The organism is Variovorax sp. PBL-H6 (genome assembly GCF_901827155.1).
GTDB lineage: Bacteria > Pseudomonadota > Gammaproteobacteria > Burkholderiales > Burkholderiaceae_C > Variovorax.
This window is the reverse complement of record NZ_LR594659.1, coordinates 5366996-5379972: the sequence shown is the minus strand read 5'-3', so window position 1 is coordinate 5379972 and position 12977 is coordinate 5366996. Positions and strand designations below refer to the sequence as shown.

Annotated in this window: 11 protein-coding genes; 10 read left to right on the top strand and 1 reads right to left on the bottom strand. The window is 67.8% G+C overall.

Going from position 1 to position 12977, the window contains the following annotated elements:
* Window positions 1–4: 4 nt before the first annotated feature.
* A complete protein-coding gene (locus G3W89_RS25420) occupies window positions 5–493 on the bottom strand; it encodes a MarR family winged helix-turn-helix transcriptional regulator (protein ID WP_162576747.1) in 489 nt (162 codons plus the stop codon).
* A gap of 138 nt (window positions 494–631) precedes the next feature.
* On the opposite strand from G3W89_RS25420, the gene G3W89_RS25415 reads away from it, so the two are divergent.
* The 10 genes from G3W89_RS25415 (at window position 632) to G3W89_RS25370 (ending at window position 12889) form a co-directional block, all read left to right on the top strand.
* Window positions 632–2815 (top strand): thiamine pyrophosphate-dependent enzyme, encoded by a 2184-nt coding sequence (locus G3W89_RS25415; RefSeq protein WP_162576746.1) that lies wholly within the window; start codon window positions 632–634, stop codon window positions 2813–2815.
* A gap of 24 nt (window positions 2816–2839) precedes the next feature.
* Window positions 2840–4333 carry an indolepyruvate oxidoreductase subunit beta family protein gene (locus tag G3W89_RS25410; RefSeq protein ID WP_162576745.1) on the top strand — a complete coding sequence of 498 codons (1494 nt, stop codon included), beginning with the start codon at window positions 2840–2842 and terminating at the stop codon, window positions 4331–4333.
* A gap of 29 nt (window positions 4334–4362) precedes the next feature.
* Complete coding sequence (locus G3W89_RS25405; protein WP_162576744.1) at window positions 4363–5346, top strand: PDR/VanB family oxidoreductase; 984 nt, start codon at window positions 4363–4365, stop codon at window positions 5344–5346.
* Between the two features lie 14 nt (window positions 5347–5360).
* Window positions 5361–6674, top strand: coding sequence for an aromatic ring-hydroxylating dioxygenase subunit alpha (locus tag G3W89_RS25400; RefSeq protein WP_162576743.1), 1314 nt, complete (start codon window positions 5361–5363; stop codon window positions 6672–6674).
* Window positions 6671–7153: an aromatic-ring-hydroxylating dioxygenase subunit beta gene (locus tag G3W89_RS25395; protein WP_162576742.1), complete on the top strand. Its 483-nt coding sequence runs from the start codon at window positions 6671–6673 to the stop codon at window positions 7151–7153. Before G3W89_RS25400 ends, G3W89_RS25395 begins: the two co-directional genes overlap by 4 nt.
* A 7-nt stretch (window positions 7154–7160) precedes the next feature.
* The gene (locus G3W89_RS25390; RefSeq protein ID WP_162576741.1) at window positions 7161–8783 is read left to right on the top strand and encodes an AMP-binding protein; all 1623 of its coding nucleotides are present in this window, start codon (window positions 7161–7163) and stop codon (window positions 8781–8783) included.
* Entirely contained in the window at window positions 8780–9958 is a 1179-nt protein-coding gene (locus G3W89_RS25385) for a thiolase family protein (RefSeq protein WP_162576740.1), read from the top strand. Before G3W89_RS25390 ends, G3W89_RS25385 begins: the two co-directional genes overlap by 4 nt.
* Window positions 9955–11205 carry an SDR family NAD(P)-dependent oxidoreductase gene (locus G3W89_RS25380; protein ID WP_162576739.1) on the top strand — a complete coding sequence of 417 codons (1251 nt, stop codon included), beginning with the start codon at window positions 9955–9957 and terminating at the stop codon, window positions 11203–11205. Before G3W89_RS25385 ends, G3W89_RS25380 begins: the two co-directional genes overlap by 4 nt.
* A gap of 120 nt (window positions 11206–11325) precedes the next feature.
* Window positions 11326–12138, top strand: coding sequence for a cyclase family protein (locus tag G3W89_RS25375; protein ID WP_162576738.1), 813 nt, complete (start codon window positions 11326–11328; stop codon window positions 12136–12138).
* A 19-nt stretch (window positions 12139–12157) separates the two neighbouring features.
* On the top strand, window positions 12158–12889 hold the full coding sequence (locus G3W89_RS25370; protein ID WP_162576737.1) for an SDR family oxidoreductase: 732 nt from the start codon (window positions 12158–12160) through the stop codon (window positions 12887–12889).
* Window positions 12890–12977: the final 88 nt, after the last annotated feature.

Here is a 12977-nt window from a genome sequence, read left to right as displayed (position 1 = left end):
GCGGCTACGCCTCCTCCGCCTCGTCCGCTTCCCTCGGCGCGCTGGCGTGCAGCTCGATCATCTGCCGCAGCGTCGTCTTCAACTCCTCCGCCCGCAGCAAGCCGAAAGGCTCCAGCACCCGCCGCTCGTGCTCCAGCGCCAGTTCCATCAGCCGCTCCACCGTCTTGGCGCCCTTGCGGGTGATGCGCACCAGCGTGACGCGCCGGTCACTGTCGTGGGGCAGCCGCTCGACCTGGCCCTTGGACTCCATGCGATCCAGCAGGCGGGTGACCGTCGGCTGCTTGGTCACCGTGACCTGCGCCAGCTGGCCGATGCTGATGGGCTCGCCGCCTGCCAGCGACGCCATCACCCGCCACTCCGACACCGAGAAGCCCTGCTGCCGCGCCACTACGTGGAACTCCGAAGAGATGAGCTGGCTGGCCTGCGCCAGCAGCGCCGGCAGGTAGTCGTCGACGAAGCGCAAGGCCTTCTTCCTAGAAGCGGCAGTGGCCATGAAGCATCCCCTCTGCAAAAGCGGGCACGCAGCTTGCGTGTCTAGGGTTATTCATGATTGTGGATACATTCACTTGTCAACATTATAGAGACCGTGCGATAAAGCGGCTCCCACGCCGATACGGGAAAGATACAAACCATGGCTGAACGATCGTTCGTCGAGGAAGTGAAGAAGCTCCGGCTTGCCGAGGGCGAAGTGTTCCGGGGTGAAGGCATTCTGGCAGTCACGAAGGCGCTGCTCGAATCGGGTGTTTCCTATGTGGCCGGCTACCAGGGCGCGCCGATCTCGCACCTGATGGACGTGCTGGCCGACGCGCAGGACATCCTGGCGGAGCAGGGCATCCGCTTCGAGAACAGCGCGAGCGAGGCCACCGCCGCGGCCACGCTGGCCGCCTCGGTCAACTATCCGCTGCGCGGCGCCGTCACCTTCAAGGCGACAGTGGGCACGAACGTGGCCTCGGACGCGCTGGCCAACCTGGCTTCGGGTGGCGTGACCGGCGGCGCGCTGATCATCGTGGGCGAGGACTACGGCGAAGGCTCCTCGATCATGCAGGAGCGCAGCCACGCCTTTGCGATGAAGTCGCAGATCTGGCTGCTCGATCCGCGCCCCAACCTGCCCTCCATCGTCGAGGCGGTGAAGAAGGGCTTCGAGCTGTCCGAAGCCAGCCACACGCCGGTCATGCTGCAGCTGCGCATCCGGGCCTGCCACGTGCATGGGCAGTTCGTGGCCGGCGCCAATCGTCGACCCACGTTCACGTTGAAGGACGCGCTGGAGAACCCGCAGCGCGATGTCAGCCGCATCGTGCTGCCGCCGGCCAGCTTCGTGCACGAGCAGGAAAAGGTGAAGGAGCGCTGGCCTGCGGCGGTGCGCTTCATCGAGGAGCACAAGCTCAACGAGTTCTTCTCGGAAGACGCCGACGACATCGGCATCATCGTCCAGGGCGGCAGCTACAACACCTTGCTGCGTGCGCTCGAACGGCTGGGCCTGGCCGATGTGTATGGCAACACGCAAGTGCCGCTCTATGTGATGAACGTGGCCTACCCGCTGGTCGACAACGAGGTGCTGCGCTTCTGCGAAGGCAAGCGCGCCGTGCTGGTGGTGGAAGAGGGCCAGCCCAACTTCGTCGAACAGAACCTCGCCACCATCCTGCGCCAGGCCGGCTCGGCCACCGCGCTGCACGGCAAGGACATGCTGCCGGTGGCCGGCGAATACACGGCGGCCGAGCTGCTCAAGGGCGCACGCGCGTTCGGCGAGCGCTACGGTCGGCTGCAGCCCTTGCCGGTCCCGGCGCCGGTCCGCAAGGTGATCCCGCTCAAGGAAGTGGCCGAGATCGGCGTCGATAACGCGCCCGAGCCGGCCCTGCCGCTGGGCGACAGCGTGCACGCCCGCCCGCCGGGCTTCTGCACCGGCTGCCCCGAGCGCCCGATCTTCAGCGCGATGAAGCTGGTGGAGCGCGAACTCGGACCACACCACGTGAGCGCCGACATCGGCTGCCACCTGTTCTCCATCCTGCCGCCCTTCAACATCGGCAATACCACCATGGGCTACGGCCTGGGCGGCGCCGGCGCTTCGGCGCTCAACGCGCCGGCGGGCAAGCGCGCGATCTCGATGATGGGCGACGGCGGCTTCTGGCACAACGGGCTGACCAGCGGCGTGGCCAACGCGGTCTTCAACCAGAGCGACAACCTGACCATCGTGGTCGACAACAACTACACCTCGGCCACCGGCGGGCAGGACATCCTCTCGTCGAAGGCGCAGAACGCGACGCGCAGCACCGGCCACGCGATCGAGCGCGCGGTGCGCGGCGTCGGCGTGCAATGGGTGCGCACGATGCGCCGCACCTACGACGTCGCCGGCATGCGCGACGTGATCAAGGAGGCGCTCACGACAAAGCAGAAGGGCCCCAAGGTCCTGATCGCGCAGTCCGAGTGCATGCTCAACAAGCAGCGTCGCGAGAAGCCGCTGGTGCGCAAGGCCATTGCCGAAGGCAAGCGAATGGTGCGCGACAAGTTCGGCATCGATGAAGACACCTGCACCGGTGACCATTCCTGCATCCGGCTCTCGGGCTGCCCCTCGCTCTCGATCAAGGCCAATCCCGATCCGCTGCGTACCGATCCGATCGCCACCGTGCTCGACAGCTGCGTCGGCTGCGGCAACTGCGGCGATGTCTCGCATGCGGCGGTGCTCTGCCCTTCCTTCTACAAGGCGCAGATCGTCAGCAACCCGAACGGCTGGGACCGCTTCCGCGAGCGCGTGCGCGCGGGCGTGATCGGATGGTTGCAGCGAGGCGAGGCGAGGCGCCGCGCAGCCTATGCGTTCTGAAGTGAGCCAACCTGGGGGCGAGCCATGACACAACCGATCAAGATCGCGATCCTCGCGATGGGCGGCGAGGGCGGTGGCGTGCTGGCCGACTGGATTGTCGACATGGGCGAGGCCAACGGCTATGTGGCGCAGACCACCTCGGTGCCCGGCGTGGCCCAGCGCACCGGCGCGACCATCTACTACGTCGAGCTCTATCCCGAGGCGCAGGCCGAAGCCGATGGCGGCCGGCCGGTGCTGGCGCTGATGCCACTCCCGGGCGATGTGGACGTGGTGCTGGCCTCGGAGCTGATGGAAGCCGGCCGCGCCGTGCAGCGCGGCCTGGTCACGAAGGACCGCAGTACGCTGATCGCGTCGACCCATCGCGTCTACTCCATCGCCGAGAAGAGTGCGATGGGCGATGGCCGGGTCGACAGCGCCGAATTGCTGGCGCACGCGGACAGGGCCGCCAAGCGCTTCATCCGCTTCGACATGGCGCAGACTGCCGAGGCTGCGGGCAGCGTCATCAGCGCCGTGCTCTTCGGCGCGCTGGCCGGCGCCGGCGTGCTGCCTTTCAGCCGCGCCCAGTTCGAGGCCACCATCGAACGCGGTGGCGTGGGCGTGAAGCCCAGCCTGAAGGCCTTCGACGTTGGTTTCGCACGAGCCCAAGGCACGCGCGACGACGAGAAGCCCGTGCAGGCCTCCGCAGCCGCGCCGCAGCCTCGCCATCCCGCAGTGCGCGCGCTGGTCGAACGCGTTCAGCGCGACTTCGCGCCGGCGCTGCACCCCGTGCTGTTCGAGAGCGTGCGGCGCCTGATCGACTACCAGGACCCCGACTACGCCGGCCTCTACCTCGACCGGCTGGCCGCGATCGCCGCACTGCCCGCGGGCGATGACCATCGCCTGCAGCGCGAGACCGCGCGCCACCTGGCGCTCTGGATGTCCTACGAGGACACGGCCCGCGTCGCCGCGCTCAAGACCCGCGCGTCGCGCTTCGACCGCGTGCGCGGCGAGGCTGGCGTGCAGCAAGGGCAGCTGCTCGCGATCAACGAATACATGCATCCGCGCCTCCAGGAGATCTGCGAGACCCTGCCCGGCGGCCTTGGTCGCTGGCTGATGGGCTCGGGCTGGCCACGCCGCCTCGTCGAGCGCATGACCCGCAAGGGCCGCGTGATCCGCACCAGCTCGCTGAGCGGCTACCTGATGCTCTCCGCCGTCGCCGCAACGAAACGCTGGCGCCGCAGCACCACCCGCTACGCCGAGGAGAACCGCCGCATCGAGGAATGGCTGCAGCGCGTCGCCGGCATGGCCGCGCAGCATCCCGAGCTGGCGATTGAGCTCGCGCAGTGCCAGCGCCTCGTCAAGGGCTACAGCGACACGCACGAGCGCGGCCTGCGCAACTACGACACGCTGATGGCCGCCTTCCAGCGCGCAGGCAGCCGCATGGCGCCCGCGACCCTGCGCGAGCTGCGCGACGCCGCGCTGGCCGACGAACAGGGCCACCAGCTGCGCGCCATGCTGGTGCGGCATGCGCTGGCTTGAATTGCTGTGAACAGACAAGAGAGACACGCATGACCTCAACCCTTCAACTGCGCGTCGCCGAAGCCTGCGAACTGAATTCGCTGATTCGCATGTTCGTGCTGCGCGCCGACGACAACCGCGCGCTGCCGGGCTACAGCGCCGGTGCCCATGTCCGCGTGCAGGTCGAGCTGCCCGATGGCGCGAAGGACTGGCGCCACTACTCGCTGATCAACTTCGCGACCGAGCGAAATGCGACGAACGCGCCCACCCGCTACGTGATTGCCGTGCGCAAGGAAGACGAAGGCCGGGGCGGCTCGCGCTTCATGCACGAGCACCTGAAGCAGGGAGACCTGCTCACCCTCGAACCGCCCAAGAACGACTTTCCGCTGCACACCGGCCCCGGCGGCACGGTGCTGGTTGCAGGCGGCATCGGCATCACCCCGCTGGCCAGCATGGCTGCGCGCCGCCGCGCCGAAGGTGCGCCCGTCCGCCTGCACTATGCGGGCCGCAGCCGCGAGCTGATGGCCTTCCTCCCCGAGCTGCAGTCGCTGCTGGGCGACGACCTGCGCGTGCATGCCGATGCCGACGCCGGAACGCCGCTGAACATCGATGCGGTGCTCGACGACGTGCCGGCCGGGGACCGGCTCTACGTCTGCGGCCCCAAGGTCATGCTCGACGCCGTGCTGGCCCGCACCCAGGCGCGCGGCTGGGAACACGACCGCGTGCACTTCGAGCTCTTCACCACGCAGGTCGCCGAGGCAGGCGACCAGCCCATCGAGGTGGAGCTCGCCCAATCGGGCCAGCGCTTTACGGTGCCCGCGGATCAGAGCATCCTCGACTGCCTGATCGAGCATGGCTGCGACCCGCTCTACGACTGCAAGCGTGGCGAATGCGGCGTGTGCGCGACGCCGGTGCTGGAAGGCGAGATCGACCATCGAGACTATGTGCTGAGCGCGCGCGAGAAGGCCGACGGCAACGTCATGCAGATCTGCATTTCGCGCGCCAAGGGGCCGCGGCTGGTGCTGGACATCTGAAGGAGAGCACAACGATGAGCTATCGAGGCAAACCGGAGGCGGTGCGCGCCCTGGTCGAGAACGACCGGGTGCACCGCGACCTCTACATCAGCCAGGAGCTGTTCGAACTGGAGCAGGAGCACTTCTTCGCCAACACCTGGAACTATGTCGGGCACGAAAGCCAGCTCCCCAGGCCCGGCGACTACATCAGCAACGAGATCGGCGGTCGGCCGATCATCGTGGTGCGGCACACCGACGGCACGGTCCGCGCGATGATGAACCGCTGCGCCCACAAGGGCTCGCGCCTGGTGAGTGCGCCCTGCGGCAGCACCGGCAAGTTCTTCCGCTGCCCCTATCACGCCTGGACCTTCAAGACCGACGGATCGCTGCTCGCCATTCCGCTGAAGAACGGCTACGAAGGCACGCAATTGCACGAATGCGAGTCAGCCAAGGGACTCACCACCCTCCGCAACGTGCGCAGCCATCGAGGCTTCATCTTCGTGAAGATCAACGACGCCGGCCCCGACTTCGAGGCGTATTTCGGCGATTCGCTGAGCTCCATCGACAACATGGCCGACCGGTCGCCCGAAGGCGAGCTGGAGATCGCCGGTGGCTGCCTGCGCTTCATGCACCAGTGCAACTGGAAGATGTTCGTCGAGAACCTCAACGACACCATGCATCCGATGGTGGCGCACGAGTCGTCGGCCGGTACCGCCAAGCGCATGTGGTCCGACAAGCCGGCCGACGAGCCCAAGCCCATGGCCATCGAGCAGTTCGCGCCCTTCATGTCGGACTACAAGTTCTTCGAGGACATGGGCATCCGTACCTACGACAACGGCCACAGCTTTACCGGCGTGCACTTCAGCATCCACAGCAAGTACAAGGCAATCCCCGAATACGACGATGCGATGAAGGCGAAGTACGGCGAGGAGCGCACTGCGCAGATCCTGGGCATGGCGCGCCACAACACGGTGTACTACCCCAATCTCACGATCAAGGGCGCGATCCAGGCGATCCGCGTGGTCAAGCCGATTGCAGCCGACAAGACGCTGGTCGAGAGCTGGACCTTCCGCCTGAAGGGCGCGCCGCCCGAGCTGCTGCAGCGCACCACCATGTACAACCGCCTGATCAACTCGCCCTTCTCGGTGGTCGGCCACGACGACCTGCAGGCCTACCGGGGCATGCAGGCCGGACTGCATGCGAGCGGCAACGAGTGGGTCAGCCTGCACCGCAACTACGACCCCGAGGAGCTCAAGGGCGGCGAGATCACCACCGGCGGCACCAACGAGCTGCCGATGCGCAATCAATACCGCAGCTGGGCCCGCTACATGACGGAGACCATGCGATGAGCAGCATCGCACGCCAGGACCTGATCGACTTCGTCGTGCACGAGTGTCGCCTGCTCGATGCCAGGCGCTTCGAGGAATGGAACGCGCTTTTCTCGGACGATGCCTACTACTGGGTGCCGGCCACACCGGACCAGGAGGACGGCCTCAACCATTGCTCGCACCTGTACGAGGACAAGCTCCTGCGCGACCTGCGCATCGAGCGCCTGAAGAGCCCGCGTGCCTTCTCGCAGCAGCCGCCGAGCCGCTGCCATCACCTGCTGCAGACGCCCACGGTCGACGTGTTCGACGAGGCGGGCAACACCTTCGTGGTGCGCACGGAGTTCCACTACACCGAATCGCAGGCCGACGAGCTGCAGTTCTACGTAGGCACCTTCTTCCATCATCTCAAGCAAGTGGACGGCCAACTGCGCATGACGCTCAAGCGCGTGAACCTGCTCAACTGCGACGCGGCGCTGCCAGCCGTGCAGCTTTTCATCTAGGGACGCGATGCACACGACCGTCCACCAATGCTTCGCAGCCACTGCCGCGCGCACGCCGGATGCGGAATTCCTGTTCACCGAGTCGGTGACCGCCGATGCCTACGGCATTGCACCCGGCGCCCTCCGCTGGGGCGAGGCCGCAGCCCAGGTCGAGCGCCTTCGCCGCGCCTACTCGGCCGCAGGCTGGGGCCACGGCCATCGCGTCGGACTGCTGCTCGAGAACCGGCCGGCATTCCTGCTGCACTGGTTCGCGCTCAACGCACTGGGTGCGAGCGTGGTGCCCATCAATGCCGAGATGCGTTCGGCCGAGCTCGTCTACCTGATCGGTCACAGCGAAATCGGCCTGGCGGTGACCTTGCCCGAGCGCGCAGCCGACCTGCGCGCCGCGGCGGCACAGGCCGGCGTCGCCTTCGACACCATGGGGCCGGAGGACGTGGTCCCGCCAGCAGGCAAGGCGCCGCCGCGCCCCCACGAAGCGATCGGCGCCGACACCGAGTGCGCGCTGCTCTACACCTCCGGCACCACGGGCCGACCCAAGGGCTGCATCCTGAGCAACGCCTACTTCCTGCGCGCGGGCGAGTGGTACGCGGCACTCGACGGCGTGTGCGCCATCCGCCCGGATGCCGAACGCGTGATCACACCGCTGCCGCTCAACCACATGAACGCGATGGCCTTCTCGACCATGGTGGTGCTCGTGGCGGGCGGCTGCCTGGTTCAACTGGACCGCTTTCATCCGAAGAGCTGGCTCGCGAGCGCGCGCGAGAGCCGCGCCACCATCGTCCACTACCTGGGCGTGATGCCGGCGATGCTGCTGGCCGCGCCTGACTCGGCGGCCGACAAGGACCATGCGATCCGCTGGGGCTTCGGCGCCGGGGTCGACCGCAAGAACCACGCGCCCTTCGAGGCCCGCTTCGGCTTCCCGCTGGTCGAGGCCTGGGCCATGACCGAGACCGGTGCCGGCGCCTGCATCATGGCCCATCGCGAGCCGCGCGAGGTGGGCACCAGCTGCTTCGGCCGCCAGGAGGACTACGTCGAGATCCGGCTGGTGGACGACGAAGGCCGCGACGTACCCGCCGGCATGCCTGGCGAGCTGCTGGTGCGCTCCGCTGGCACCGACCCGCGGCGCTATTTCTTCTCCGGCTATCTGAAGGACGAGGAGGCCACGCGCGAGGCCTGGACCGGTGGCTGGTTTCATACCGGCGACCTGGTGCGGCGCGACGCCGAAGGCAACTTCTTCTTCGTCGATCGCAAGAAGAACGTGATCCGGCGCAGCGGCGAGAACATCTCGGCAGTGGAGGTCGAGAGCGTGTTGAACCAGCACCCGGCGGTGAAGACCTCCGCGGTGGCCGCCACGCCGGACTCTGTGCGCGGCGACGAGGTGCTGGCCTGCATCGTGCTGCGAGATGGCCTGGACGCTTCGGAGCGCGACCACATCGCGAGCAGCATCGTCGAGCACGCGCTCGCGCAGCTCGCCTACTACAAAGCGCCGGGCTATGTCGCCTTCGTCGATGCATTGCCGCTCACCGCCTCGCAGAAGATCCAGCGCGGCCAGCTGCGCGAACTGGCCCAGGCATTGCCGGGGCAGCCGCATTGCATCGACACGCGCGCGATGAAGAAGAGGCAGGCATGAGCCGCACGAGCAAGCGCCTGTCCTACGAAGGCGTCGCGGTGGCGGTCCCCGTCACCGTGCCCTATGTGCGCTATTCCACCCGCAGCGCCCACTGGTTCATCGGCCAGGCGCTCGAAGCGCTGGTCAAGGCGAGCGGCGTGGCCAAGGAAGACATCGACGGACTGAGCCTCAGCAGCTTTTCGCTCGCGCCCGACACGGCGGTCGGCGTGACGCAGCACCTGGGCTTGTCGCCGCGCTGGCTGGACCACATGCCCACCGGCGGCGCGTCGGGCGTGATGTGCCTGCGCCGCGCCGCGCGTGCGGTGCAGGCGGGCGATGCCGACATCGTTGCCTGCGTGGGTGCCGACACCAACCACGTCGACTCCTTCCGCCAGACCCTGGGCAGCTTCAGCAACTTCGCGCGCGATGCGAGCTACCCCTACGGCTCGGGCGGGCCGAACTCCATCTTCGCGATGATCACCGCCAACTACATGCGCACCTATGGCGCGAAGCGCGAGGACTTCGGCCGCATCGCGGTGGACCAGCGCACCAATGCGCTGCGCAACGCGAACGCGGTGTTCAAGAAGCCCCTCACGCTGGACGAATACATGGACGCGCGGCCCATCTCCGACCCGATCCACCTGTTCGACTGCGTCATGCCTTGCGCCGGTGCCGATGCCTTCCTCGTGATGAGCGAGGCGCGTGCCCGCGACCTCGGCCTGCCGCATGCCGTGATCCGCGGCGCCATCGAGCGCCACAACGCCTATGCCGAAGACGCGGTGATGGTGCAGGGCGGCTGGCGCAAGGACCGCGACGACCTCTACGCGCAGGCCGGCCTCAAGCCCGCCGACCTGGACTTCGTCCAGACCTACGACGACTATCCGGTGATCGTGATGATGCAGTTCGAGGACCTCGGTTTCTGCGAGAAGGGCGAGGGCCCGGACTTCGTGCGCGCGAACACCATGACCTTCGACGGCAGCTTTCCCAACAACACGAGTGGCGGCCAGCTTTCGGCCGGCCAGGCCGGGGCGGCGGGCGGCTTCCTCGGCATGGTGGAGGCCATCCGCCAACTCACCGATGCGGCCGGTGCGCGCACCGTGCCCGATGCAAAGCTGGGCCTGGTCGCGGGCTTCGGCATGGTCACCTACGACCGCTGCCTCTGCACCGGCGCCGTGATTCTGGGGAGACCGGCATGACCATGCCTTTGATGCGCCCCAAGCGCAAGAACCCGATCCTGCGCACGCGGCAGATGAACCTGCCGCCCGGCTCCCGTGGTCGGGTTGCGCTGGGCATGACTGCCGCCGCCGCCGAAGGCCGCTTCGAGCTGCAGACCTGCAAGGACTGCGGCACGGTGCAGTACCCGCCGCGCGAGGCCTGCCACAAGTGCCTCTCGCCGCGCCTGTATTGGCGCGAGCAGACCGGCGAGGGCGAGCTCATCAGCACCACCACGCTGCACCACAGCAACGACCTGTTCTTCCGCGAGCGCCTGCCCTGGCGCCTGGGCCTGGTGCACCTCGACACCGGCCCGACGCTGATGGTCCACCTGCACGGCGAAGTCGGCGATGCGCCGGCCCGCGTGCGCGTGGGCGCGCGCCTCGACCGCGCGGGACAGGCCGTCCTCATTGGATTTCCGAACGAAGGGAGTGCCCATATGGCCGACGACAAGATGCTGCGCGAGATGACCAGCGACCCGAAGTTCCGCAAGGCCCTGGTGACCGACGGCAAGACCCCCGTGGGCCAGGCCCTGGTGCGTGCCTTGGTCAAGGCCGGCGCCGACATCGTGTGGGTCGGCCATGCCGAGCCCTGGAAGAAGCTCGGCGGGATGGACGACATCACGGCCCTGCCGCAGGTGACGCTGGTGCCGCTGGACCTGACCAACGGCCGCTCCGTCAGCGAGCTGGCCGGCGAGATCGGCGGCAAGGTCGACATCGTGATCAACAACGCCGAGGTGCACCGCACCTTCGGCATCGGCGCGCGCCGCGGCACCGATGTCGCCAAGGCCGAGATGGACATCAACTACTTCGGCTTCCTTCGGCTCGCGCAGGAGTTCGGGCCGGCGCTCAAGGGCCGGTCGGCCGATGGCGTGACCAGCGCCACGGCCTGGGTCAACCTGCTGTCGATCTATGCGCTCGCGAACTTTCCGCCGCACGGCACCTTCAGTGCCTCGAAAGCGGCGGCGTATTCGCTGGCGCAATGCCTGCGTGCCGAAATGCGACCGGCGGGCATTCGCGTGGTCAACGTGTTCCCGGGGCCGATCGACGATGAATGGAACCAGCACATGCCGCCGCCGAAGGTGACGCCGAGCGCGCTGGCCAACGCGATCGTCAAGGCGCTGCGCGAAGGCATCGAGGACGTGTACCCGGGCGAAGTCGCGCAGGAATGGCTGGAGCGCTGGCGTGACAACCCCAAGGTGCTGGAGCGCGAGCTCGCAGCCGGAGGATGAGTAAAGCTCGCCCCCAGGTTGGCTCACTTCGTGTAGCCGCCCACCCCCTACCGGGGGCAACACCAGCGGCCCGGCAAAGCCGGTTCCGCGGTGTTCTTGGAAAAGAGATCGGAGCACAACATGACGATGACAGATGATTTGATGTCCACCGCCGAGATCCTCGGCGGCCTGGTCGGCGCCCTGGCCACGGGCCGCATCCGCGTGGTCGACCTCACGCAGACGCTCACGCCCGAGTTCCCGCAGATCGCGCTGCCGCCCGAGATGGGCCAGTGCTGGCCTTTCCGCATCGAGGAGGTCTCGAAGTACGACGAGCGCGGGCCTGGCTGGTACTGGAACAACTTCTCGTGCGGCGAGCACACCGGCACGCACTTCGACGCGCCCATCCACTGGATCTCGGGCCGCGACCTGCCGAACAATTCGGTCGACACCATCCCCGTGAAGCACTTCGTGGCACCGGCCTGCGTGATCGACTGCTCGGAGCAGGCGAAAGCCGACCCCGACTACCTCCTGACCGTGGAAGACATCGAGCGCTTCGAGGCGAAGCACGGCCGCATCCCGAAGGGCGCGTGGGTGCTGATGCGCACCGACTGGTCGAAGCGGCAGGACCCCGAGGCCTACCAGAACTTCGACGAGACCGGCCAGCACACGCCGGGCCCGAGCACGGAGGCGGTGCGCTTCCTGGTCGAGCAGCGCGAGGTGCTGGGCTTCGGCTCGGAGGCCATCGGCACCGATGCGGGACAGGGCTACCACCTGCGGCCGCCTTATCCCTGCCACTACTTCATGCACGGGGCGGGCCGCTATGGCCTGCAATGCCTGAGCAACCTCGACCTGCTGCCGCCGACCGGGGCGGTGCTGATCTGCCCGCCGCTCAAGATCGAGAAGGGCAGCGGCAGTCCGCTGCGCGTGCTGGCGCTGGTGGGTGACGCTGCTTGAGTCGCAACAGGAGACCACGATGAACCTCACGCATTCCGTTGCCGCCGTCACCGGCGGCAGTGCCGGCATCGGCAAGGCGATCTGCGCGGACCTGCTCGCGCAAGGCTACGAGGTGGTGTCGTTGGCGCGGCGTCGATGCGAGATCAACCATCCCAAGCTCTTCAACATCGAGGTCGACCTGATGGACCGCGCCGCCACCGCGCAGGCCGCGCAGGAGATGGCGCAGCGCTTCGAAGTGCGAACGGTGGTGCACAACGCGGGCGTGATCCGGCCGGCGCTGTTGCCCGAGGTCCAGCTCGAGGATCTCGACGCGCTCGCCCAGCTGCATCTTGGCTGTGCGATCCAGCTCGTGCAGGCCGCGTTGCCTGCGATGCGCGCCGAGCGCTTCGGCCGCGTCGTGCTCATGTCCTCGCGCGCCGCGGTGGGCCTGGCCACGCGCACAAGCTACTCCGCCACCAAGGCCGGCATGCTGGGCATGGCGCGCACCTGGGCGCTCGAGCTCGCGGCCGAAGGCATCACCGTGAACGTGGTGGCCCCGGGCCCGATACGCACCGACATGTTCTACGACGTGGTGGAAGCCGGCAGCGAGAAAGAACGCCAGCTCGCCGCCTCGGTGCCGGTGCAGCGCCTGGGCGAGGCCGCCGACGTGGCACGGGCCGTGCGCTTCTTCGCCGACCCGGCCAACGGCTTCGTGACCGGCCAGGTGCTCTATGTGTGCGGCGGCACCAGCGTGGGCAGCCTGGCCCTGTAGCGGTGCGTTGCGCCCTCGTTTGCCCGAATCCTCGTTGTCTCGCTTGTCATCCAGCCGAGGTCTCGCTAGCATTGTTTAGGTCTAAACA